Source organism: Actinacidiphila acididurans (genome assembly GCF_016918855.1).
Lineage (GTDB): Bacteria > Actinomycetota > Actinomycetes > Streptomycetales > Streptomycetaceae > Actinacidiphila > Actinacidiphila acididurans.
Window position 1 is genome coordinate 1 of record NZ_JADKYB010000045.1, and the last position, 22,311, is coordinate 22,311.

21 protein-coding genes are annotated in these 22,311 nt (G+C 71.2%); 14 read left to right on the top strand and 7 right to left on the bottom strand.

Going from position 1 to position 22,311, the window contains the following annotated elements:
* Positions 1–293 precede the first annotated feature (293 nt).
* Positions 294–899 carry a TetR/AcrR family transcriptional regulator gene (locus ITX44_RS40005; protein WP_205365018.1) on the bottom strand — a complete coding sequence of 202 codons (606 nt, stop codon included), beginning with the start codon at positions 897–899 and terminating at the stop codon, positions 294–296.
* A 70-nt stretch (positions 900–969) separates the two neighbouring features.
* On the opposite strand from ITX44_RS40005, the gene ITX44_RS40010 reads away from it, so the two are divergent.
* Entirely contained in the window at positions 970–1,863 is an 894-nt protein-coding gene (locus tag ITX44_RS40010; protein WP_205365020.1) for an NADP-dependent oxidoreductase, read from the top strand.
* Between the two features lie 265 nt (positions 1,864–2,128).
* Here ITX44_RS40010 and ITX44_RS40015 read toward each other — a convergent pair whose 3' ends face one another.
* Both ITX44_RS40015 and ITX44_RS40020 read right to left on the bottom strand, forming a co-directional pair.
* A complete protein-coding gene (locus tag ITX44_RS40015) occupies positions 2,129–5,047 on the bottom strand; it encodes a fibronectin type III domain-containing protein (RefSeq protein ID WP_205365022.1) in 2,919 nt (972 codons plus the stop codon).
* A 265-nt stretch (positions 5,048–5,312) separates the two neighbouring features.
* Positions 5,313–6,248, bottom strand: a complete 936-nt coding sequence (locus tag ITX44_RS40020) for a LysR family transcriptional regulator (RefSeq protein ID WP_307795717.1) — start codon at positions 6,246–6,248, stop codon at positions 5,313–5,315.
* Positions 6,249–6,461: 213 nt separating this feature from the next.
* Between ITX44_RS40020 and ITX44_RS40025 the strand changes: the two genes are divergently transcribed.
* The 3 genes from ITX44_RS40025 to ITX44_RS40035 all read left to right on the top strand — a co-directional run bounded on the left by ITX44_RS40025 (position 6,462) and on the right by ITX44_RS40035 (position 8,451).
* Entirely contained in the window at positions 6,462–7,205 is a 744-nt protein-coding gene (locus ITX44_RS40025) for an SDR family oxidoreductase (protein WP_205365024.1), read from the top strand.
* 96 nt (positions 7,206–7,301) lie between these two features.
* On the top strand, positions 7,302–7,850 hold the full coding sequence (locus ITX44_RS40030) for a dihydrofolate reductase family protein (protein ID WP_205365026.1): 549 nt from the start codon (positions 7,302–7,304) through the stop codon (positions 7,848–7,850).
* Positions 7,851–7,926: 76 nt separating this feature from the next.
* The gene (locus ITX44_RS40035; RefSeq protein WP_205365028.1) at positions 7,927–8,451 is read left to right on the top strand and encodes a P-loop nucleotide/nucleoside kinase family protein; all 525 of its coding nucleotides are present in this window, start codon (positions 7,927–7,929) and stop codon (positions 8,449–8,451) included.
* A gap of 66 nt (positions 8,452–8,517) precedes the next feature.
* On the opposite strand, the gene ITX44_RS43170 is transcribed toward ITX44_RS40035, so the two are convergent.
* Positions 8,518–8,820, bottom strand: coding sequence for an SbtR family transcriptional regulator (locus ITX44_RS43170; RefSeq protein ID WP_372441106.1), 303 nt, complete (start codon positions 8,818–8,820; stop codon positions 8,518–8,520).
* A gap of 72 nt (positions 8,821–8,892) precedes the next feature.
* Here ITX44_RS43170 and ITX44_RS40040 point away from each other — a divergent pair, with 72 nt between their 5' ends.
* The 5 genes from ITX44_RS40040 to ITX44_RS40060 all read left to right on the top strand — a co-directional run bounded on the left by ITX44_RS40040 (position 8,893) and on the right by ITX44_RS40060 (position 12,967).
* Entirely contained in the window at positions 8,893–9,504 is a 612-nt protein-coding gene (locus tag ITX44_RS40040) for a TetR/AcrR family transcriptional regulator (RefSeq protein ID WP_205365030.1), read from the top strand.
* Positions 9,501–10,436 (top strand): zinc-binding dehydrogenase, encoded by a 936-nt coding sequence (locus ITX44_RS40045; RefSeq protein ID WP_205365032.1) that lies wholly within the window; start codon positions 9,501–9,503, stop codon positions 10,434–10,436. Before ITX44_RS40040 ends, ITX44_RS40045 begins: the two co-directional genes overlap by 4 nt.
* Positions 10,437–11,230: 794 nt before the next feature.
* Positions 11,231–11,794, top strand: coding sequence for an RDD family protein (locus ITX44_RS40050; protein WP_205365034.1), 564 nt, complete (start codon positions 11,231–11,233; stop codon positions 11,792–11,794).
* A 17-nt stretch (positions 11,795–11,811) separates the two neighbouring features.
* Positions 11,812–12,300 carry an HAD domain-containing protein gene (locus ITX44_RS40055; protein ID WP_205365036.1) on the top strand — a complete coding sequence of 163 codons (489 nt, stop codon included), beginning with the start codon at positions 11,812–11,814 and terminating at the stop codon, positions 12,298–12,300.
* Between the two features lie 106 nt (positions 12,301–12,406).
* The gene (locus tag ITX44_RS40060; protein WP_205365037.1) at positions 12,407–12,967 is read left to right on the top strand and encodes an SMI1/KNR4 family protein; all 561 of its coding nucleotides are present in this window, start codon (positions 12,407–12,409) and stop codon (positions 12,965–12,967) included.
* A gap of 31 nt (positions 12,968–12,998) precedes the next feature.
* On the opposite strand, the gene ITX44_RS40065 is transcribed toward ITX44_RS40060, so the two are convergent.
* Both ITX44_RS40065 and ITX44_RS40070 read right to left on the bottom strand, forming a co-directional pair.
* Positions 12,999–14,294, bottom strand: a complete 1,296-nt coding sequence (locus ITX44_RS40065) for an alpha/beta fold hydrolase (RefSeq protein WP_205365039.1) — start codon at positions 14,292–14,294, stop codon at positions 12,999–13,001.
* A gap of 553 nt (positions 14,295–14,847) precedes the next feature.
* Complete coding sequence (locus ITX44_RS40070; RefSeq protein WP_205365041.1) at positions 14,848–15,852, bottom strand: DNA polymerase Y family protein; 1,005 nt, start codon at positions 15,850–15,852, stop codon at positions 14,848–14,850.
* 164 nt (positions 15,853–16,016) lie between these two features.
* Here ITX44_RS40070 and ku point away from each other — a divergent pair, with 164 nt between their 5' ends.
* Positions 16,017–17,096 (top strand): non-homologous end joining protein Ku, encoded by a 1,080-nt coding sequence (ku, locus tag ITX44_RS40075; RefSeq protein WP_205365050.1) that lies wholly within the window; start codon positions 16,017–16,019, stop codon positions 17,094–17,096.
* Between the two features lie 281 nt (positions 17,097–17,377).
* Here the strand turns inward: ku and ITX44_RS40080 are convergent, their stop codons facing one another.
* On the bottom strand, positions 17,378–18,547 hold the full coding sequence (locus ITX44_RS40080; protein WP_205365052.1) for an SCO2400 family protein: 1,170 nt from the start codon (positions 18,545–18,547) through the stop codon (positions 17,378–17,380).
* A 494-nt stretch (positions 18,548–19,041) separates the two neighbouring features.
* Between ITX44_RS40080 and ITX44_RS40085 the strand changes: the two genes are divergently transcribed.
* The 4 genes from ITX44_RS40085 to ITX44_RS40100 all read left to right on the top strand — a co-directional run bounded on the left by ITX44_RS40085 (position 19,042) and on the right by ITX44_RS40100 (position 22,246).
* Entirely contained in the window at positions 19,042–19,350 is a 309-nt protein-coding gene (locus ITX44_RS40085; protein ID WP_205365054.1) for a hypothetical protein, read from the top strand.
* Positions 19,351–19,498: 148 nt separating this feature from the next.
* Positions 19,499–20,431: a ribokinase gene (locus ITX44_RS40090; protein ID WP_205365056.1), complete on the top strand. Its 933-nt coding sequence runs from the start codon at positions 19,499–19,501 to the stop codon at positions 20,429–20,431.
* Positions 20,432–20,582: 151 nt separating this feature from the next.
* A complete protein-coding gene (locus ITX44_RS40095) occupies positions 20,583–21,407 on the top strand; it encodes a DUF1906 domain-containing protein (protein WP_205365058.1) in 825 nt (274 codons plus the stop codon).
* A gap of 305 nt (positions 21,408–21,712) precedes the next feature.
* The gene (locus ITX44_RS40100; protein WP_205365060.1) at positions 21,713–22,246 is read left to right on the top strand and encodes a SigE family RNA polymerase sigma factor; all 534 of its coding nucleotides are present in this window, start codon (positions 21,713–21,715) and stop codon (positions 22,244–22,246) included.
* Positions 22,247–22,311: the final 65 nt, after the last annotated feature.

Consider the following 22,311-nt stretch of genomic DNA (forward strand, 5'->3'; position numbering starts at 1 on the left):
GACCGATTCAACGCAACCCGATCGGGTGAGTCACGAACCACTACCAACCTGACGGCACGTCAGCCAGCTAGACTCCAAAAGGGCCCTGTGACCAGGGGAAATGGAGAAGTGCAGCTGGAGTACTAGGAGCCCTGGTGTGGAGGCGGCTGGCCTTCCCCGAACAGCACCCTGGAGAAGCTCACGCAGCAGACGGGCGCCCGCCTCTTCCAGTGCCTGGTCAGGCAACGACTGCCCTGTGGCTTGCGACGCGCCGGTCGGGATCCGTTCTCGGCCTGCGCGTAATCCCGTGCGCCTCACACCGCAACGCTCTTCCGCGTAGGCGGAGTGGCACCGGTGACCGCCCAAGCCGCCTCGATCATGCGGAAGATCTGGTCCACCGCGGTTTGCGGGGCGTCCGCTTCGCGGGCGACCGAGAAGGCGTCGACCACGAAGCGTGCGATCGCGCTGCAGGTCGGCGTGGGCTGCGGCAGGTCCAGGTCGGCGGCGATCGCCGTTGCCAGCGACTGGGCGTGGCGCTGTCTCATCGACTCCTCGTACTGCCGCAGCGCCGGTGATTCCTCGATCATGCGCCACAGCGGGGCGGCGCCGTCCGCCGTGCAGTGCCGCACCATGGCGTGGATCTCGCGGCGCAGGGCGGGGACAAGGGCCTCGTGGGACGGGCGGTCGGTGACCGCCCGCACCAGGCGCTGCTCGAAGTCCTCGTCCTGCTCGAAGACCAGGGCTTCTTTCGAGCTGAAGTGGGAGAAGAGCGTGGTCACGGCCACGTCGGCCTCGGCGGCCACCTCGCGGATGCCCACCGCGTCGTAGCCGCGCTCGGCGAACAGGCGCAGGGCGGTGTCGGCGATCTTCTGGCGGGTTGCGGCCTTCTTGCGCTCGCGACGTCCGGGCTGCTCGGTCATGCGGTAACACTACCAGGTGCAGAAATGTAACCGTTCTAAAAAGCTAACCGTTAGTGTTACGGTCTGCCGCATGAAAAAAGTGAACTTCACCGAGTTCGGCGGTCCGGACGTCCTGCACATCATCGAGGCCGAGGAACCCCACGCGGGCCCCGGCCAGGTACGCATAGCGGTGCGGGCAGCAGGCGTGAACCCCGTCGACTGGAGAATCCGTGAAGGCCAGAACCTGAAGGCCCATCCGATCCGGCTGCCCGCCGGAGTCGGACAGGACGCCTCAGGAGTGGTCGACGAGATCGGGGAGGGGGTCGAAGGGTTCGACATCGGCGACCGCGTGTTCGGCGAAGGCACGGACACCTACGCCGAGTTCGCCGTGCTCTCGGCCTGGGCTCGGATGCCCGACGGTCTGTCCTTCGAAGAGGCGGCCGGGTATCCCTCCGTGACCGAGACCGCGCTGCGCATCATCGGCCAAGTCGGCGTCCAGCCCGGGCAGACGCTCCTGGTCAGTGGCGCCTCCGGCGGAGTCGGGTCCGCGGTGCTGCAGATCGCTCGCGACCGGGGCATCACGGTGATCGGCACGGCGGGGGCGGCGAACCAGGACTATCTGCGCAGCCTCGGCGCCCTCGCCACGACATACGGCCCCGGCTGGGTCGACAGAGTGCGCCGACTCGGTCCCGTCGACGCAGCCCTCGATCTCGCCGGTTCCGGCGTGATTCCCGAACTCCTGGAGCTGACCCGGGACCCGCACAAGGTCCTCTCCATCGCCGACCTCAGCGCGCCGCAGTTCGGCGTCCGATTCTCCGGCCGGGCCGGAAGCGTGCCGGAAGCACTCGCCGAGGCCGCCGCGCTCATCGCGCGGGGGAAGCTCCGCATCCCGGTCGACAAGACCTACACGCTGGCCGAAGCCGCAAAGGCGCACATCGACAGCCGCGCCGGCCACACACGCGGCCGCCGCGTCATCCTCGTCTAGCGCCATCCTCGTCCGGCGCCGCAACTGGTTCCGCCGACCGCCGACCGCCGACCGCCGACCGCCGACCGCCGGCCGCCGACCGCGGACCGCCGACCGCCGACCGCCGACCGCGGACCGCCGACCGCGGATCCGCTGGGAGATCCGCGACGACGTCCACGAAGCCTTCCTCACCCCGGACGCGCACTCATCTGCGGGCGGCGACCGGGTCCTGTGGGCGCCGGGCCGCTGTCGGCCCGGCGCCCGGGTCGGGCGGGTGGCGCTGTCGTTACGTGTACGCCTGGGCGGTCGCGGGAGACGACTGGTTGCCGACCGCGTCCACGGCGACGAGCCGGAAGTAGGACCAGCCGGTCGGCGGTGAGTCGATCCGGAAGAAGCCGGACGAGCCGGTGGGCACCAGCGGCTGCGGGGTCAGCGGGGTGTAGGTGCCATTGGCGGTCGCGGACCAGTAGATCAAGTAGCCCACAGTGTCCGAGCCGGGGGCGACCGCGCTGACCCAGCTCAGCTGGTAGTACCGCGGACCCGCTGAGGGCGTGACAAGGACCGCCGAGAACCCGGAGGGCCGCGGCGGGGCCTGCGTGTCGATGTCCTGCCGTACGGTGACCGGAAGGGACCGGGTGCCGGACCCGTCCACCGCCACCACCGCGTAGTACCAACTCGGGGCGGTACCGCCTGCCGGGTCGGTGAAGGTGGTCGCGGTCACGGGCTGCGGGGTCAGCAGGTTGTCGGCGACCGCGACGCCGACGGCGCTGCGCGAGCGGTAGACCAGGTATCCGGCCACCTCGGGGGTCGTGCTCGCCGCCCAGTTCAGCTGGACGCCCGCAGCCGTTTGCGCCCCTGCCAACGTGGTGACAGGAGCGGGGACGGCCACGCCGTCCGGATAGGGGCCGACGGCCTCACCCGGAGCGGAACGGCCGGACTCGTTGCCCGAATCGTCCACGGCGGTGACCACGTACAGGGCGGAGAGGCCGGGCGCGGCGTCATTGTCGGTCCAGGTCAGCTGCTCCTTGGGCACGTCGGCCACCAGGGTGTAGCCATTGGTGCTGTCCACCGACCGGTAGACCCGGTAGCCGGCCACGTCGTCGTTCGGTGAGCCGTCGTCGGTCCCAGAGGCGTCCCAGTTGACGACGACCGCCTGGCCCTGGACGGTGGTCTGGGCGCGGCCGACGGCCGCCGGCGGCACGGTGTCCACCGCGGTGGCGAAGACCGGCTGGGAGGGCGTGCGGTGCCCGCCGTTGTCAACGGCCTCCACCTCGTAGCCGAGCTCGACGTGGAGCGGCGGCGAGGGGTCCAGCCAGGCGGTGGTGCCGACCGGAACCGAGGCGATCGGGGCATACCCCTGGTCCGGGGCGTTGCGGCGCAGCACCAAGTAGCCATTGAGATCGGAGTCGGTGTTGTCCGACCAGTCGAGGGCGATGCCCGACCTGCCGGGGGTCGCGGTCAGCCCGGTGGGGGCGGCCGGCGGGGCGTCGGAGTCCCACCGCACGTACACCGTGGTGTCACTCCGGTTGCCGGCGGCGTCGAACGCACTGATCACGTAGTAATCGACGGAGGCGACGTCGGGCGATCGGTCCGCGTAGGTCGTTTCGAGCGGCAAGTCCAAGGGGATCGGCTGGACGGTGCCGTCCTCGAGGTGCCGCTGGAGCTCGAACCGCACGGTGTCCGTGTCGGTGGGATAGCTCCAGTACACATGGATCCAGGTCTTGTCGTAGGTGAGGATGGCCCCGCCGCCGCTGGGCGCCGGCGGCGGAGTGGTGTCTGGCGGAACCGGCCTGGTGGCCGAGGTCTGCGCGGGGATCGACTCGTGAAGGTCGCCGTAGACGTCCGGCTTGCTCACCGCGGAAACCTGGTAGTAGGAGACGCTGGCGCTCGGCGCCTGGCTGTCCTGCCACTGCGAGGTGGTGATCGGCGTGGGGGTGAGCTTGGTCCAGGGCCCGTTGATGGCGGCGGAGCGGTAGACGTAATAGCCGTGGGTGCCGCTGCCGGCCGGGCTGTCGGCCCAGTCGAGGGTGACGCCGTCGGTGGTCGCGGTTGCCTTCAGCCCGGTGGGCATCGGCGGTGTGACGCTGCCGTCGTCGGGGCGGATGCCGCTCGCCGTGGCGGGGGTGGACTGGTTGTTGGCCTCGTCCACCGCGACCACGCGGTAGTACGCCCGGATGCCGATCGGTGCCTTGGTGTCGTAGAAGAGGTTGCTCGTCACCGGCGTGGTGGTGAGCCTGGTCCAGGGCCCGGTGGCGGAAAGCGACCGGTAGACGTGGTAGCCGACGACGTCGCCCACGAATTGGTCCACGCTGGGCGCCCAGGTCAGGGCGTTCTCGTTCGCGTAGGCGTCAACGCCCAGATCCGTCGGCGGCCGCGGCGCGGTGGTGTCGGCGGGTACGACGCTGACCGCGGCCGAGGCACGCGACTGGTTGCCGCTGCGGTCGACACCGGTGATCACGTACCAGTACGTGGTGCCGTTGCGCAGCCCGCCGTTTGTGTAGGAGGTCGTGGTGTGTATCGTGCCGCCGCTGATCCGGTGGGCGGTGTCCAGCGGGACCGTGGCGCTGGTGTTGCGGTAGACGCGGTAGCCCGCGAGGTCGGCCTCGACATTGCGGGCCCAGCTCAGCGTCGCCTTCGTGTCCCCGCGGACGGCTTTGACGGCGGTCGGCGCGCCGGGTGCGGTCCGGTCGCCGGTGGTGGCCGGGGCGAGCCCCGCGCTCACGTTGGCGTTGCCGGTGACGGCGGCGTAGTCGACCCGGACGGTGTGCGTGCCCGGGGGGACGGTGACCCGTACGGTCTTCCGCTGGGTGGAGCTGTAGTCGTGCCACAGGTTGATGTACTGCTTGCTGTCGATCCAGACCCGGATCCCGTCCTGGCCGGCGACGGAGAGGTTGAAGGGCCCGCCGCCGCCGAAGTTGCGCTTCATGGTCCAGCGGACGGCGAAGTTGTTGTTCGGCAGCGCGATGCCGGCGGGGTGGCCGCTGCCCCAGTTCTCGTTGATCGAGGTGTCGCAGAGCGACTTCTTCGGGGTGCCGCTGAACCTCGTGTTGGCGTAGTAGTCCGCCTTCCAGACCCCGGCGGCGCAGGTCACCGAGGCGACGGGCACGGCGTCGGGATGCGGCGCGCTCTGGAGCGTCCCGGCCAGCAGCGCGGCGGTGGCCGTTGCTGCAGGCCAGAGCAGTCGGTGTATGCCCAGTATGCCCATGTGGGCGGCGGTCCTTCCGTGGACGGAACATGACATTCGGATCGTCGCAGAGAAGGTGGGCCTGGGGAGGTTCTACGGAGAAGTTGTGTACGACCTGAGACATGAGCCGGTTCGTCGGCCCGCAGGTCGGCGGCCGAACTGTCCACTCGGTCGGCCGAACTGTGCACTCCTGATGCGCGGCTGACGGCTGGTGGGCTCGGGGGCATTCCGGAAGCCGGCCTTCTTCTCCCCGCGAGGTGGGTGATGAAGGTACGCAGGTCGCGGGTCAGGCCGTGCGGGCGAGGTGTTCCTTGGCGGACTCGTGGAAGTCGGCGACCAGGGGGTCGTGGTCGTCGGCGCGGGTGGCGACGACGACCTGGCAGGGCTCGATGCCGTCGATGGGGATGGTGGCGAGGTCGGGGCGGAGGGTGGTGCGGCGGTCGCCCGCCGGGAGGACGGCGACGGCCTGGCCGTCCGCGACGAGTTCGAGTTTGTCCTCGAAGCTGTCGATGAGGACCGGGCCGGTAGGCGCGGTCAGGCCGTCCGAGCGCGGGTCGAGGTGCCAGAACGATCCCCAGTCCATGGCGGCGGCCGCGGCCGGGCACGGGATGAACGACTCGTCCGCGAAGTCGTTCGGGCCGACCGACTCCTTGCCCGCCAGCCGGTGGGTGTCGGGCACGACGAGGACGCGCGGCTCCTCGTAGAGCACGGTGACCCGCAGTCGGTCGGTCGGGAACGGGAACGGCGCTCGTGCGACCACCGCGTCGACCTGGTGGCCGAGGAGGGCGTCGCGCGCGTTCCGCGAGGTCAGGTGCCGGGTGCGCACCTGGGCGTCGGGATGCCTGCGGCGCAGGTCGCGTACGGCGGGCGTGACGACGAAGTCCTCGACGTAGCCGACGGTGATCGCGCGCGGCGGGGCGGCGTCGCGGGCAGTACGCATGGCCCGGCGGGCGGCGTACAGCAGCGCCCGTGCCTGTGGCAGGAACGCCTCGCCGGCCTCGGTGAGGCGGCTGCCCTGCGGCGTACGGTCGAGCAGCCGGACGCCGAGCCGGCTCTCCAGCCGCTGGATCTGGCGGCTCAGCGACGGCTGCGCGAGATGCAGTACGGCGGCCGCGCGGCCGAAGCTCGCCTGCTCCGCGACGACCACGAAGTAGCGCACCAGCCGCAGGTCGAGGTCCGGACCGAGGTCGAACCCTCCGGGGTTCGCGTTGGCGTCGGGCACACGGCAAGGCTACTCCCGGCTCGCCGGGACTCCTGCTGGTTCGCCCCCTCCACCCGGCATGACGGCAGGCCATGCACCGCGGCTATGAGGGGGTGCGGAACAGGTCTTGGACAGCGGCGCCCGCCCGGCCGTTGACTCGATGACACGGGGCGCCGACAGGAGCCGCGGGACCTCGAGAAACCGCGAAGAGACATCAGAGAGGGGCCGTTCGACATGGGCAGCTACGACGGCAGGAAAGTCGTGATCACCGGGGGCAGCAGCGGGTTCGGGTTCGAAACGGCGAAGTTCCTGGCGGACGGGGGAGCGCGCGTGCTGATCACCGGGCGCACACAGGCCACCCTCGACGCCGCTCGCCAGCGACTCGGGGAGCGCGCCGTGGCCGTACGGAGCGACGCGGCGTCCCTCGCGGACATCGGCGCGCTGGCCGACCGCGTGAAGGCGGAATTCGGCACCGTCGACGCGCTGTTCGTGAACGCCGGCATCACGCACTTCGCCCCCTTCGAGGCGGTGACCGAGGAGATCTACGACGAGTTGTTCGCGATCAACACCAAGGGCCCCTATTTCACGGTGCAGAAGCTCGCCCCGCTGCTGAGCGCGGGCAGCGGCGTCGTACTGACCACGTCGGTCGCGAACGTGAAGGCCATTCCGATGATCAGCGCGTACTCGGCGACCAAGGCGGCCCTGCGCTCGATGACGCGCAGCCTGGCCGGCGAACTGCTCCCGCGCGGGATCCGGGTCAACGCGGTGAGCCCCGGCCCCATCGACACCGGCATCCTGGACAGGTCGCTGCCCAAGGAGGTCGCCGCCGAGACCAAGGCGCAGATGATCGCGAACAGCCCCATGGGGCGGTTCGGCGAATCGAGCGAGATCGTCCGCGCGGTCGTGTTCCTGGCTTTCGACGCCACCTACACGACGGGGACCGAACTCGCGGTGGACGGCGGCGGCTCGCAGTTCTGAGCTTCTACGGTCAGGCCCGGGGCCTTCGCCTGCCGCCGGCCGGTGTTCCGGTGCGGTTGCCAGTGGCTCGGTCGGGCTGGGGCCTACGCTGACGCAATGCGACCTCTCAAGTATTCCATCAACGTCACCTTGGACGGGTGCTGCGATCACCGTGCAATGGTCCCGGACGAGGAATTGCATCGTCACGCGACCGAGAACCTTGCCCAGGCCGATGCCCTCCTCTTCGGCCGGGTGATCTACGAAATGATGGAGGCGGCGTGGCGGCCGCCGGCGCAGAAGGACGCGTGGCCTGATTGGATGGCACCCTTCGCCCGGACGATCGACGCTGCAAAGAAGTACGTCGTGTCGAGCACCCTGGACCGGGTCGATTGGAACGCGGAACTCGTGCGCGGGGATCTGGGGAAGGCCGTTCAGCAGCTCAAGCAGGAATCCGGTAAAGGGCTCTTCGTGGGAGGCGTGAAGCTCCCGATGGCCCTGGCGGAACTGGGATTGATCGATGAGTACGAGTTCGTGGTGCATCCCAGGCTGGTAGGCCATGGGCCGACGCTGTTCGCGGGGCTGTCGAAGCGTGTCGACTTGAAGCTCGTGAGCCGACTGGAGTTCGCCTCGGGGGCGGTGGCGATGCGGTACGAGCCGAGAAGGTAGCCATTGGAAACTGGCAGTCCGAGTCGGCCACAGCGCGATTGACCTCGCCACGTAAGTCCCGCGTAGGGTCGGGTGCGTGATCATCTGGCTGAACGGCACGTTCGGGGCGGGGAAGACCACGACCGCGAAGGAGTTGGCCGCGCGGATCCCGGACGCTCGGATCTTCGACGCCGAGAAGGTCGGGGAGATGCTCTGGCACGTGCTGGGCGTTCCGGAACGGGACTTCCAGGACTTCCCTCCCTGGCGGGGGCTGGTGGTGGAGACCGCGCGGCAACTGCTCGATTACGTGGGCGGCACATTGGTGGTGCCCCAGACGGTTCTGGTGGAGCAGTACTGGCAGGAGATTCGCGCCGGCCTGAGAGAAGCGGGCATCCCGGTGCACCACTTCCTGCTGCACACCAGCCAGGACCGGCTGGTGGAACGCATTGAGACCGACGCGAAGCCCGAGAGCGTCACCGCTCGCCAGTGGCGTCTTGATCACCTCGCCGACTACGAACGTTCCCTGTCCTGGCTCCGCCGGACCGCCGAGGTGATTGACACGACCGAGATCGTTCCGGCCCGCGTGGCGGAGATCATCATGTCGCGCGTGCAGGCCGGTTGATCGATCCGCCGCTGCTCCGCTGGGTCCCAGTCGGGGCCACTCATCGGGCATCAAACCAGTCGGACGCTACTTCGGGCGCAGTGCGTCGACGACCAGGTCCAGCAGTCGGCCGGCCTGCTCCGGCGTGTCGCTGGCGGCCGTGGAGAGAAAAACTCCGAGCATCAGGGCCGCGACCTCGCCGGGGCGGATGCCAGGGCGGAGCGATCCCGCTTCCGCGCCGCGCGGCCTCCCAAACGCGCGACGCGCCTGCCTAGCGGTTGCGTCCGGTTGACGGCTCCGGCCGATGCCGCGATGACCTGCGCGTGTCCTTCGATGCCGCGAGATAGGGGGCGTACGGGGCGTTCTCCTGGCCACAGGTACCCCGCCCACCCGGCCCTCGGAACAAGAGATATCCTACAGGTGTTGGATAACTCGGGAGCATCCGAAACGGCGAGGTGAACCATGGACGCGCGGATCGAGGCGACGCGGCAGCGGCTGCGCGAGGCGATTTTTGAGCTGGCCGCCGAGAAGGACGTGTCGGCGATCAGCGTGGCCGAGCTGTCCCGCGCGGCCGGGATCGACCGCAGCACCTTCTACGGGCACGCGGACTCTCCGGCCGGGCTGCTCGCCGTCCTCCTGGCCGAAGACCTGGAGCCGTTGCGCGTCGCGGTCGAGGAGACGCTGGAGAGCGCGCCCGGAACTCTTGCCGCCGTCGGCGAGCAGCTCAACGCCCGTCTGGTCGATCACGTCGAGCGTCACGCCGCGATCTACGCCGACCGCGGCGACGGCGGCCGTATCAACTTCGCGCTGTACTCCGTACTGAGCGGGTACACGCGGACGGCGCTCGAGAGCGTCTTCGGCCACCTCGCCGAGGCCGGAGCGCCCGTTCCACCGTCGGCGGACGACCGTCGCTACCTCGCGGCTTTCGTCGCCCACGGCATCGTCGGCGCCATCACCACATGGCTCGCCGAGCCGGAGCCGCGCGACCGTACGCGGCTCGAACGCGTGCTGGGCCTGGTCTATACGAACTGGCTGGTGCCGGCCGCATCCGCAATCGAAGGAGAAACACCATGAAGGCGTGGCGACTCACCGCCGCTCATGAGCCCCTTGTGCTCACCGATGTCCCCGAACCGGTGGCCGGCCCCGGCGAGGTCGTGATCGACGTGAAGGCCGCGAGCCTTTGCCACAGCGACGTCGGGTTCCTCGACGGCACGCTCACCGGCATCCTCGGCTTCACGCCCATCACGCTGGGCCACGAGATCGCGGGTGTCGTCTCGCAGGTGGGCGAGGGCGTCGACGGCGTCTCGGTCGGCGAGCGCGTCGGGGTGCCGACGGCGTTCGGCGGGCCGGGCCAGGCGATCGACGGCGGCTTCGCGGAGAAGGTGAAGGTGGGCGCCGAGTGGGTGCTGCCCCTGCCGGACGGCATCTCGTTCGAGCAGGCCGCGCCGGCGACCGACGCCGGGATGACCGCGTATCACGCGCTGAAACTCGGCGGCGTGACCGCGGGCACGAAGCTCGGCATCATCGGCGCGGGCGGCCTCGGCTCGCTGGCCATTCAGTTCGCGGTCAGTATGGGCGCCGAGGTGTACGTGGCCGAGATCAACGAGGCGGTGTGGCCCACGGCCGACACCTACGGCGCGAAGGCCGTCGCCAAGGACATCACGGCGTTCGCGGACCAGGGCCTGCAGGTCGTCGTGGACTACGCGGGCTTCGGCACGACGACCGCGGGCGCGATCGACGCGGTCGCCGCGAAGGGAACGGTCGTCCAGGTCGGCCTCGGCAAGGAGCGCGCCGACATCTCCGCGCAGAACGTGGTGTTCAAGGAGGTCACGTACGTCGGATCTTCGGCCGGCACCCACGAGGACTGCGCCGCCGTGATGGACCTCATCGCGCAGGGCAAGGCCGCGTCGATCCTGAACGAGATCACCTTCGACGAGATCGGCGAGGGCGTCGAACGCCTCCAGCGCGGCGGTGTGGTCGGCCGGCTCGTCGCGGTCCTGCCGTAACGCGGGGGCGGCGGTCCAACCTGTGGGCGTACGTGACCAGGCCGGGCAGGCTGCGGAGTTGGGGGCTATGGTCGCGCTCACGTCGGGGTGTGGCGCTGTCGTTGTCGCGCCTTCCGTACGGGGAGGACGCCGGATCGAGTCCGGCCGCCCGTGCCTCCGGGGCGATCAGGGGCCCGGCCTGTCGGTCGTCGACCGTTCGACGAACTCACCGTCGGGTCGTCCAATGGGGGGTCGAGGGAACATGCGAGCTGTCCGGACCGTCGCGGTGTCGGGTGTCGTCGTCCTGGCTGCCGTGTGGGTGAGCGGATGCTCCGGGCAGACGCCGGCTCCACCACGCGCGGTCGTGCACCCGGCATCCTCCTCGGCATCGCCGTCCCCGCTGACGCCCAGCCCATCCGCCCCCCGCACCCCCGTTGCCGTCGCCACCCCGCGGTCCACGCCGTCGGCGGCAGCACGCTCCATGCCTACGGCGACATCTACGAGCCGGCTCCTCAGTCACAGCGGATCGTCCAGGCCGGCAGGGTCGACAGGCAGCCACTGCACCACCGGCTGCTCGTCCAGTCGGCACGCGCCGACGGCAGAGGACGGCCTCCACGAGAACCCCGGCCCGCGCCCCACCGGCCAGGCCACCGGTCCAGGAACCGTCCCGCAACCAGGCACGTCCGCGCCCGGACAGGGCCCATCCCTCCAAACGCCGGTCGTTCTGTCACCGGCTCCCTGACTCCCGCCTCTGGAGCAGGCAACTGCCGGAAAATGTAGATCAGTTGTTCGTATCGATCTGATTTACTTTACGCGTGAACCAACCTCAGCCCTCCGTGCCCGGCAATGAACCCGGCGCCGGGACGGCCGCGTACGGACGTACGCAACCGAGCGCAGGCCCGTACTCGGGCAGCGAACAGCCGGGTCCGCCGATGTACCCCGGCGGCGGGCAGGACGACCTGTACGTTCTCGCCGGTCAGCCGCTTGGCATGCCGCCACTGGCCCACTGGGGGCTGCGCGTCCTGGCGGCCGTCATCGACGGCGCCATCAGCTACGTGCCGAACCGGGTCGTCTACTACGCTCTGGGCCGTGGCAACGTCGGCAGCCTGTGGGGCGCGACGGTTTCGTTGATCATCGCCGTCAGTCTCTGGTACGCGGTGGGAACGACCGGCCGGACCCCGGGCAAGCGGGCTGTCGGTATCCGTCTGCTGCGCGAAGCGGACGGCAGCGTCCTCGGCGTCGGCCGGGCCGGCGGCCGAGGGTTCCTGCACCTGCTGGACGCGATCTGCTGCGGGATCGGCTACTTGTGGCCGCTCTGGGACGGGAAGCGGCAGACCTTCGCGGACAAGATCGTGCACTCCGTCGTGGTCAAGGCCTGACCGGTACGGTTCGGAGTGTGAGCGGATCGATACAGCGGCCACTGCTGTTTCTGGACGTCGACGGGCCTCTTCTGCCGTTCAGGGCGATTCCGGGGCGGCGGTGGTGGGGGGATCAGGAGTATCCGGGGCTGAGCCTGCTCAATCCGGCGCACGGGCCGTTGCTGCTGGCGCTGCCGGTCGACCTGGTGTGGGCCACGGCGTGGGAGGCGGACGCGAATGCCCTGGTCGGCCCGCGGATCGGGCTGCCGGAGCTGCCTGTCGTCCTGTGGCCCGAGGGGTCCGAGGAGGACGAGCGGTGGGGGCTGCACTGGAAGACTCGTACGTTGATCAGTTGGGCGGCCGGGCGGGCGTTCGTCTGGTTGGACGACGAGATCACCGAAGCCGACCGCGAGTGGGTGGCGGCCTACCACCCGGGACGCGCCCTTCTGCACCGCGTCGACCCGTTCATCGGACTCACCGAAGCGGATCTGGACGTTCTTGCGGAATGGCTGCGCGCGGAGTCGTGATGAACGGGGCCGCTCATTGTGCGCTGACCGCGAGGTCGACATTCGACTGAGGTGGCGGGGCGGAGGCGCCATGGGGGTGTCGGACCCGGCTGGTAGGCATGGGCGTATGGAAACCGAGCGGGTGGACCCGGACGACCTGGCCTTTCTGCGGGGCGCGTTCGGCGTGGACGGCGGTGGGCAACCGGCTCTCGGATGGGACGCCGTCCGGGCGTTCGAGGCGGAGCACGGGATCGTCCTGCCCGAGCCGTACCGGACATTCGTCGCGGAGGTGACCGACGGCTCGCCGTCCGGGCCGCCGGAGTACGGCCTTGTCCCGCTGGCCACACTGCCGGCCGACTGGGGCAACGGTCGCCCGGAACGGGTCCTGAACAGGCCGTTCCCCCTGACGGAAACCTGGGTGTGGGAGGACGACCCGAGGCCCGGCGATGTCCTGGACCCGCTGCTGGACGAGGTGTTCGACCACGGATCGGTCGTCCTGGGGACGGAGGGCTGCGGAATGTACTGGCACCTGATCGTCAACGGGCCGCAGCGCGGGCACATATGGCTTGTGACGGGCGAGGGCGCGATGCCGTTCGGGTCCGACCCCGGTTCCCTCGACGGCGAACCGGGCTTCCTGGGATGGGTACGTCACTGGGCGGACGGCAAGTCCTGGTTCGACATGCGCTGAAGCGGAGCCCACCCGGTCTGCTGCGTTCACCTCAACGTGTACGGCCCGCCAGCGAGTTGACGGCGGCCGCGACCATGTCCGGGTCGGAGATCAGCGTCAGGTGATGGGCGCCCGGGATCAGGGTGGGCGGCGGGGCACCGATTCGGGCAGCGGTCTCCTGAGGAGTGGTGCGGCTGAAGACCGAGTCCTGGGCGCCGAAGACGACCGACTTGGGGATGTCGGTCCGGCGCAGGAGGGCGACCTGGTCGGCGGGCAGACCGGGTACGCCCTCGCCGAGCATGCTCCACAACGCGCCCTCGGCACCCGCGACTTGGAGAGGACGCCGCCACACGTCCACCCCCGCCGCGTCCAGCTTTGCGCAACGCGGCCCGCACTGCGAGCTGTAGATCTTGCGGATCAGCCAGTCCGAGCCCACGCCGAGCCGCAACAGGCTGGTGCGGTACGGGTCGATCAGCAGGTAGTGCAGGAACGGCGGCGGCCCGGCGCCGGTGTCGAGGGCGTCACCGTCAAGGAACATCAGTCCCCCGATACGGCTCGGCTCGCGCAGCGCCGCCTCCGCCACCATGGCCGCACCACTCGAGTGACCCACCAGCACGGGCCGTTCGCCCGGACCACCGAGGTGCATCGCGTCGAGGAAGCCGAGAAGCTGCTCGGTCATGTGGCCCACCGTGTACGGGCCGCGCCGCTGGCTGTAGCCGCTGCCCGTCAGGTCCAGGGCGTACACCCGGTGGTCGCGGGCGAGCAGCGGGGCCACCCGCGACCAGGTGTCCACCTGCTCGAACGCGCCGTGCACGAGCACCACCGGCGACCCCGTGCTGCCCCACGTCTGGTAGCGGGTACGGATGCCGTCGGCCTCCACGTACTTCAGGCCGGGCGGCGGCGCTGCCCGCCCGCTGGTGAAGGCGTTGAAGACGAACGACGCCACCGTCGCCGCCACCAGCGCGACGGCCGCGGTCAGGCCGAGCCGTCGGCCCCAGCGCCGCAACCGGGAACGACGGACCGGCCGGACGTCGGGGGACGCCGCGTCGGCCGCGGCTTCCGTAGGACCGGGCAGCTCCTCGGCCGCAGGCGGGACCGGGTGCGGGTCCGATCCCGGATCCGGGCGCGGGCCCGGGCGCGCGCCCTTGACCGTGTCCTCGTCCGTGTCCTTGGCCGATGCGGGCCCGGGTACGCTCGGTCCGGCCGCCTCGGACTGCGCGGCCGTGGCGGTATCCGCTGTTTCGGCCGTCGTGAGCCCGTCGGCGTCGGGCTCCACGACGTCAGGCCCCCCGGGCTCGGAGACCTTGTTCTCATCGATACGTGGCTGGTCGATACTCGGCTGGTCCACAGGGTTCGCGTCCAGGTCCTCGGAATGTGATCGCTCGGGCAGGCGGGAGAAGGGGCGGTTTCCACTTATTACGTGCCCGTGCCTCCCCCACCACTCTCGCAGCCGGGCGCGTGAGCCGCGTCGGTCCGGGGTTGGCCGCTGACGTACTCCTGCGGGAGTACGGGTCCGCCGGTTCGGACCACGCGCTGCCGCAGGCATGCGTCCTCGGGCAGGACAGGAAAGCGGACTGCTCGTCCGACCCTGCCCGACGCGGCGATTCTCGCACGGTGCCGATGTCGCCCCGCGAAGTTATCCACAGGCCTGAGTTATCCACAGGCTCGGTGGGCGGAGCCGACGGGGCCCGCACCCGCGATGGCAAAGTGTGCGTATCGCCAGCGAGGCGCTGTTCCGGACTTTCGGGATGACCGGGTCATTCGAGTCGTCCGGGCGGCATGCATGAGAGAGGACGGAGGTGCGGCCGTGAGGAACGGACGGGCGGGCGCACGCGCGCCACGAGGAGAGAGGGGCCCCGAAGAGAAAGAGAGGGCGAAGGCGGCAGGGCGGGCGGGACCGATCAGCCGGCCTTGCGCCAGAGGCTGGCCGGGCGGACGGTACCGGGGCCGAACCGGGTGTTCAGCGCGTCGATGACGGGCTCGGTGCGCAGGCGGTTCTCGCGAGCGCGGTCGAGAGTGAGCTGACGGCCCGCGGTGGTGGAAGGAGTGAGCCGGTCGGCGGCGACGGTCAGGCCACGGACGCGGGCGCGCTGGAGAGAGAGGGCGTCGAACATGCGATAGAGGGAGGTGCGCAGGTCCTCCGTGTGGGCGGTGGGTTCGGGGAGACGGCGGGTGCGGGCGAGCGTGGAGCCGTCGTTGAAAGCGAGTTCGAGGGTGAGGCCGGCGGCGGCCTGATGGCGGATGCGCAGGCGGTCGCCCAGGGTGACGGCGATGTCGAGGAGAGCGGTACGGATCAAGGAGGGATCGAGAATGTCGGTGTCGAAGGTGCGGCGTTCGCTGGTGGTGTCGGGAAGGGCGGTTGGGGTGACCGGACGCGGGTCGATACCGCGGGCGCGGTCGCGCAGCAGACGGCCGGCCCTGCCGCCGAGGATCCGCTGGACGGTGTCCTCGGGGGTGGCGGCCAGGATGCCCACGGTGGTCAGGCCGTAGCCGCTGAGTCGTTGCTCCTGGACGGGGCCGATGCCGTGCAGCATGCCCACGGGCAGCGGATCGAGGAAGGCGCGCACCGCTTCCTGGGTGTCGGGCACGGCGGTCACCGGGTTCGGACCCTTGGAGGCCATGGCGGCCACGGTCCAGTTGGGGCCCGCGCCGATGCGCACGTCGATACCGAGACTGGCCAGGGCGCGGACGCGGATGCGCTGGGCGAGGTCGTAAGGGCTGGCGTCCCAGTAGCGCAGGGCGCCGGCGACGTCGGCCAGGGCGGCGGCAGGCGGGAGGGCCTGCAGGACAGGGGTGACGTCGTGGACGAGGGTGAGCAGAGTGCGGTAGTCGGCCTGGTTCGTACCCGGACGGCACCGTATGTGCAGGATGTGTGCGCCCGGCGACCCGGACTGTTCGTGCGCCATCTCCGACCACCTCCGTACTGTCACTCTACTCGAACAAAATTCGAACACGCGAGAGCGGCGAGTCGGCGTCGTGCGCGGCCGCGACCTGCGGGAGCGAGGGGTGCGGCTTAGGCTGGCGCTGAATCGTCGCAGAAGGGGGGAAGAGGGAGCAAAGGGGCAGAGGCATGCCGCGGATCTGGTCGGGCAGCCTGACGTTCTCGCTGGTCACCATCCCGGTGACGGTGGAGGCCGCGGCCTCCAGCCACAAGATCGCTTTTCGGCAGGTCCATACGGAGGACATGGGCCGGGTGCGGTACCGCAAGGTGTGCGAGCTGGACGAGCAGGTCCTCGAACAGGAGGAGATCGGGCGGGCGTACGAGGCGCCGGACGGGACGCTGGTCGAGATCACCGACGAGGAGCTCGACAGGATGCCGCTGCCCACGCTGAAGACGATCGAGGTCAGCGGGTTCGTCGACCTGGCCGCGGTGCCGCCGGAGCAGCTCGACCAGCCGTACTTCCTTTCGCCGTCGTCGCCGGCGGCGAACAAGCCGTACGCGCTGATGCGGGACGCGCTCGCCCGCAGCGGCAAGGCGGCGGTGGGCAAGTTGGCCATGCGCGGCAGCGAGCGGCTGGCCCTGGTTCACGCCCGTGACGAGGTGCTGGTGCTGGAGATGCTGCACTGGGCCGACGAAGTGCGGTCGGCCGGGGACGCGGCGCCAAGGGGAAGTTTCGACGTGTCGGAGGAGGAGCTGGCAGGAGCGCAGGCGCTGATCGAGTCGATGAGTGGGATCAGCATGGCGGATTTCCACGACGAGTACGCCAAGGCGGTCGAGGCGGTGATCACCGCGAAGGCCGAGGGCGCGGAGCCGCCGCACGCGCCGGAGCCCGAGGCGGAGGAGGCCGGGACCGTCGACCTGATGGCCGCGCTGCGGGCGAGCGTGGACCGGGCCCGTACCTCCCGTTCGGGCGAGGGAGGGGACGGAGACGAGGGCGGTCAGGGCGCCCAGGTCACCCACCTGCACGAGCGGAAGGGACGCAAGAGCGCGGCGAAGAAGGCCCAGGCCAAGAAAGCCGCCGGAAAGGGGACGACCAGGAGGACGACCGACAACGAGGCCGGGGGCGACGCCGGCGACAGGGCCAGTAGCGGGGCCGGTGACAAGGCCGAGGGCACGAGTGGGAGGAGGACCACCAAGAAGGCGGCCGCCAAGAAGAGCACCCGGACACCCGGGACGAAGGGCACAGGCGGGGGCAGGCGCGCGGGCTGAGCCGTACCTATGGCCAGTGCCGTACTTCGGGGCCGAGTCGCGCCAGTGAGCCGAGCCGTCCCAGGAAGCGACCCGTCCGCGAGCCGAGCCGTCCAGGGGGCCGACCCGCCTGCGAGCCGAGCCGCACCCGCGGCGGCTCATTCCGCAGCCCACACGCCACAGCCGCCTCGCGCCGCGGGCCTGGCGGCCGGGCGGGAGGCGGCATGGGTGACGCGATGACGAGTCCCTGCCGGGCTGCCGGGTCCCCTGCTCGGGACCCGGGCCCCGGGGGCCTCGAAACCTCAGCCGATGCAGAGGACCAGCAGGCAGAGCTGCTGCGGCGGGGGCGTGCTCGCGGTCGAGGACGGCGGCGGGGTGGTGGTGGACGAGGCCGGCGGGGTCGAGGTGGAGCTGCCCGAGCCGGAACCGGAGCCGGTGGCGGTGGAGCCCGAGCCGGAATCGGTGCCGGAGCCCGCGGTCGTACCGGTGGAGCCGGAGCCGGAACCCGTCGTGCCGGCGCCGGAGTTCGAGCCGGTGGAGGACGGAGGGGCGGTCGTGGTGCCGCTCGGCGTGCTGGACGAGGACGACGGGGTGGCGGCGCTGCCGTCGTAGGTGACCTGCTTGCCCGTCGAGCCGTCCGGGGCGGTCGAGGGGGACGCCGAGGGGACGGTGGCCAGGTTGTCGGCGGTGCGGTGGCCGGGCTGGGCATTCGGCAGGGTCGGGGCGCCGTGGCCGTGCTGCTGCGAGGTGGTCGCGGCGTGGGAGGGGGTGGCGCCCGGGGTGCCGTTCGGGGTCTGGGGAGTGAGGGTGCTCTCGTCGGACGGCAGCGAGGTGAGGTTCACCGGGGTGACCGCCGAGGCGGTGGTGCCGCTCTTGCCGGCGTGGTGCGGCATGGCCGCCATGGTCAGCCCGCCGCCGAAGAGGGCGAAGGCCGCGGCGGCGCCGGCGCGGCGCCGGTTCTTCTGCCAGCGGGCCATCTGCCGGCGCCGGGCCGCGCGGCCGCGGTGCAGGGTCGGCGCGATGGCGGCCGGGCCGAGCACCGGTTCGGCGTCGGGCGCGTGGGGCCCCTCGTGCGCCGTGAGCCCGGCACCCGGGTCGGCGGCGGCCGCGGCCGGCAGGAGCGCGGTGGCGGCGGGGGCACCGTCGGCGCGGTCCACCGGCGCGATCTCCGAGAGCAGGGCGAGCGCCTGGGAGGACGCGGAGCCGGACGCCGAGGCGAAGTCGGGGTGGCCGCCGGCTCGTGGCAGGTCAGCGGTGGCCGCGCGGGTGTGTTCGGCGCGGGCCGCGGAGTCGTAGCGGTAACCGGGTTCGTAGCCGGAGGCGGGGGCGGCCGGGTTCTGCCAACCCGCGGTGCCGGCCGGCTCGTCCTCCTGGTGGTAGGGGGGCGGGGCTATGTCGGGGGCGTACGCGCCGCACCCCGGGCACACCAGGGCCCCGTTGAGGGTCCGACGGCACGAGTAGCAGTAGTCCATTCGCGGTCTTTCTGTGGGTGCAGCGCAGCTTGACAGAGCTGGTGGCATGTTCACGTAGTGCCCGCGGGCAGCGTGAAACGGTAACAGCCGAGCCCGGAGAGTATGCGGGGCAGTTGTGATGCTCTTGCAAAGATTGACGACTGTTGGCGCGCTGGGGGTTTGACGACCTGCGCGTTCGGCGCGGGCGGTGTGGGAAAGGTCACGCGGGCCGGACGGCGGAGGTCAGCAGTCGGTGTGCGGCGCGCCCCTCGTGCGCGTCAATGCGGACCGGAGGGCAGGTTTATTGACAGATCGTCACGCGTGGGGGCGAAAAGGATTCGTACCGCGAATCGGTCCGGCGCGGCTCGGGCAATCTGCTGTCGGCGACGCCGAGAAGGCGGTGGAGCGGTCGGCCGGCCGTCCCGCCGATGAACCGAAAAGCCAAGAGCCGAAAAGCCCGAAGAGCCGAAAGCCAAGGGCCGAAGAGCAGGAATTCTCCCCTGGGAGGGAACAGCATGGCAATCACTCGTACCCGTCGTGTCCTGGCCGTTCTCGGTGCGCTGCCCGTCGCGGCGGTGCTGTTCGCCGGGACGGCCGCGGCGGACGACGGCGCTTTCGCGGGTGGCCACTCCACCGCCGGGGTGGTGAGGAACGCCGGGGGCAACTTCGTCGGCGGCGCCAACTCCGGCAACGTGACCTCCACCCAGCAGGCGGCCAACGGTGCCGGGGCGTCCAACCAGAACAACAACGCCGGCGTGGTGGGCTCCGGTTTCACCGCGATCCGCCAGGACAACATCAACGTCCGTTTCACGCAGCTCTGGTGACGGTCCGACACCGGTCCGAGGGGACGGGACCGGGCCCGGCGCGGACGACGTCGGCGCCCTGACCACCAGCGCGCGGCGGCACACCGAGTGCCACCGCGCGCCCGTTCGTACGCCCTCGCGCCGCCGCCCCTGCACCACAATGAGCCCCATGAGCACCCCCACCACCTCTCCGGACCGCGCCTCCTCCCTCCTCGTCGTGGGCTCGGCCAACGCCGACCTGGTGGTACGGGTGGCCCGGCACCCCGCGCCCGGGGAGACCGTGCTCGGCAGCGACGGGCTGGCCGTGCATCTCGGCGGCAAAGGCGCCAACCAGGCCGTGGCGGCCGGCCGGCTCGGCGCGCGGGTCGCCTTCTGCGGGTGCGTGGGGCAGGACGCGTACGGCGAGCGGCTCGCGGCCGAGTTGGGCGCCGCGGGCGTGGCGACCACGGCCCTCGCCACGGCCGCCGACGCGCCCACCGGAATCGCGCTGATCACGGTCGCGGAAAGCGGGGAGAACACGATCGTGGTGGCCCCGGGGGCCAATCGTTCGCTGACCGAGGCGCGGGTGCGGGCCGCCGTCACCGCCGCCGTACGCGTGGTGTCGGTCCAGTGCGAGGTGCCGCTCGACGCCGTACGCGCCGCAGCCCGCCACGCGTCCCGCCTGGTGCTCAACCCGTCGCCGCCCGAGGCGCTGACCGCGGCGCCGTACGCGGCCGAGATCCTGGCCGCGGCCGATCCGCTGGTGGTCAACGAGCACGAGCTGCGGGTCCTGCTGGCCGGCCGTACCGACCGCCCCCGCCCCGCCGACCTGGTGCCGCTGCTGGGCGTACGGTCCGCCGTGGTCACCCTCGGAGCGGCCGGCGCGGTGGTGGTCGACGGGGAAGGCCGTACGACGAAGCTGCCCGCCCCGGCCGTGCCCGTCGTGGACACCACCGGCGCGGGCGACGCGTTCACCGGCGCGCTGGCCTGGCGGCTCGCCGAGGGCGACGAACTCGTGGCGGCGGCCCGCTGGGCCGTCCTGGCCGGCGCCGCAGCCGTACAGGAACACGGCGCGCAACTTTCGTCCACAGCCTGTGGAAAACTTCTGGCCGTGGGCGTCTGAGCAGCCCGAAAGCGCCCAGGCGCCGCTCTGAACCCCGGAGACCCCCGCGGCCCCCCGGAACAACCCAAACCGTCACCCGAACCGTCACCCGGACGGCCCGGCGGCGGCGTGTCTGCGCTGAATTGACGGCTCGTCATATTTCACTCACGGAATGAGCGAAAAGAGTACGTTCGTCCGTTACGTCCTTATCGGAGCGCTCACGCTGGCCGGCCTGTTGTTCCCGTCCACCGCGGCGAACGCGGCCGGCCCGGCCGCGAACATCTTCACCGGCCGCGCCTTCGACACCTGCCAGGCCCCCGACCTGGCCACCATGCGCGCCTGGCGGGCCCAGTCCACCTACCGCGCCACCGGCATCTACTTCGGTGGCCGAGCCCGCGCCTGCTCCTCGCAGACCAACCTCACCCCCGACTGGGTACGGCAGACCACCGCCGACGGCTGGAGCCTGCTGCCCATCTACGTCGGTTCCCAGGCCCCCTGCGTCACCGGCAGCAACAAGAACCCGTACCGCATCGACACCAGCCGGCCCACCGCGCAGGGCACCAGCGAGGGCACGGACGCGGTGCAGCGCGCCAAGGCGCTGGGCCTCGCCCCCGGCAGCCCGCTCTACCTGGACATGGAGTCGTACACCATCTCCGACACCTCCTGCACCGACGTGACCCTGAAGTACGTCCGGGCCTTCACCCGCGAAGTGCACGCGCAGGGTTACCTGTCCGGCTTCTACAGCAGCGCCGACTCCGGCGTCCAGCACATGGAGAACGCCCGCCGGGCCGGCGCCGGCGACCTGCCCGACGTGATCTGGTACGCCCGCTGGGGCGTCAGCGCGACGCTGACCGGCGAGCCCGTGCTGGCCGACGGTGCCTGGACGCCGCACGCGCGGATCCACCAGTACACCGGCAGCGTCACCGAATCGCACGGCGGCAAGCAGTTGTCCATCGACCGTGACCTGGTGGACGCCCCCGTGGCCGTGGTCGGCTGACCCGCCGCCCCCCTCGTCCCTCCTTGTCCCGCCCGCGGGGGCGGCCCCGCAGCCGCCCCCGCGGACCCGCCCACGTACATCCCGGGGGGCGACCCCGCATACGCCCCGCATACGCCCCGCATACGCCCCGGCGTACGCCCCCGGTACCGTCCCCTACGGGCCCGCCGCCGATCCCCTCCGGGACGGACCCGCCCGGCTCCCCCCTCGGGAGGTGGGGCCTGCCCCCGTCCTACGACCTGAGGGGGATTCCGCTGCGGCACCTGCGGCCGATCCGCCGACCGGCCCCCGGCTCCTAGCGTGGAGTCATGACCACGCCTGTGCGCACCAGCGCCGCCACCCCCACGCAGTTCCCGGCGTTCACGACCTATGTACGGACCAAGGGCCCGACCCTGCTGCGGACCGCGCGCACGCTCACCCCCAACCCCGCCGACGCCGAGGACCTGCTGCAGACCGCGCTCACCAAGACGTACCTGGCCTGGGACCGCATCGAGGACCACCGGGCGGTGGACGGCTACGTGCGCCGCACCCTGGTCAACACCCGGACCTCGCAGTGGCGCAAGCGCCGGGTGGACGAGTTCTGCACCGACGAGGTGCCCGAGCCGGTCACCGACGTTCCCGACCTCACCGAACAGCAGGCCCAGCGCGACGCCCTGCTGCGGGCGATAGCCCGGCTGCCCCCGCGGCAGCGCGCCATGGTGGTCCTGCGGTACTACGAGGACATGAGCGAGGTGCAGACCGCGCAGACGCTCGGCGTCTCCGTCGGCACCGTCAAGAGCGCCGTCTCGCGCGCCCTGGGCAAGCTGCGCGACGACCCGGAGCTGGAGCCCTGCGTGGCCTGACCCTGTCTGACCACCCGACCCGTACCCCCACCCACCGGCGCCCCCACCGCACCCGTACCGGGTAG

What these genes read in the sequence shown, in the direction of transcription:
- ITX44_RS40005 (WP_205365018.1), bottom strand. Translation starts at nt 899, where the DNA reads ATGACCGAGCAGCCCGGACGTCGCGAGCGCAAGAAGGCCGCAACCCGC.
- ITX44_RS40010 (WP_205365020.1), top strand. Translation starts at nt 970, where the DNA reads ATGAAAAAAGTGAACTTCACCGAGTTCGGCGGTCCGGACGTCCTGCAC.
- ITX44_RS40015 (WP_205365022.1), bottom strand. Translation starts at nt 5,047, where the DNA reads ATGGGCATACTGGGCATACACCGACTGCTCTGGCCTGCAGCAACGGCC.
- ITX44_RS40025 (WP_205365024.1), top strand. Translation starts at nt 6,462, where the DNA reads ATGGGCAGCTACGACGGCAGGAAAGTCGTGATCACCGGGGGCAGCAGC.
- ITX44_RS40030 (WP_205365026.1), top strand. Translation starts at nt 7,302, where the DNA reads ATGCGACCTCTCAAGTATTCCATCAACGTCACCTTGGACGGGTGCTGC.
- ITX44_RS40040 (WP_205365030.1), top strand. Translation starts at nt 8,893, where the DNA reads ATGGACGCGCGGATCGAGGCGACGCGGCAGCGGCTGCGCGAGGCGATT.
- ITX44_RS40045 (WP_205365032.1), top strand. Translation starts at nt 9,501, where the DNA reads ATGAAGGCGTGGCGACTCACCGCCGCTCATGAGCCCCTTGTGCTCACC.
- ITX44_RS40060 (WP_205365037.1), top strand. Translation starts at nt 12,407, where the DNA reads ATGGAAACCGAGCGGGTGGACCCGGACGACCTGGCCTTTCTGCGGGGC.
- ITX44_RS40070 (WP_205365041.1), bottom strand. Translation starts at nt 15,852, where the DNA reads ATGGCGCACGAACAGTCCGGGTCGCCGGGCGCACACATCCTGCACATA.
- ku (WP_205365050.1), top strand. Translation starts at nt 16,017, where the DNA reads ATGCCGCGGATCTGGTCGGGCAGCCTGACGTTCTCGCTGGTCACCATC.
- ITX44_RS40080 (WP_205365052.1), bottom strand. Translation starts at nt 18,547, where the DNA reads ATGGACTACTGCTACTCGTGCCGTCGGACCCTCAACGGGGCCCTGGTG.
- ITX44_RS40085 (WP_205365054.1), top strand. Translation starts at nt 19,042, where the DNA reads ATGGCAATCACTCGTACCCGTCGTGTCCTGGCCGTTCTCGGTGCGCTG.
- ITX44_RS40090 (WP_205365056.1), top strand. Translation starts at nt 19,499, where the DNA reads ATGAGCACCCCCACCACCTCTCCGGACCGCGCCTCCTCCCTCCTCGTC.
- ITX44_RS40095 (WP_205365058.1), top strand. Translation starts at nt 20,583, where the DNA reads ATGAGCGAAAAGAGTACGTTCGTCCGTTACGTCCTTATCGGAGCGCTC.
- ITX44_RS40100 (WP_205365060.1), top strand. Translation starts at nt 21,713, where the DNA reads ATGACCACGCCTGTGCGCACCAGCGCCGCCACCCCCACGCAGTTCCCG.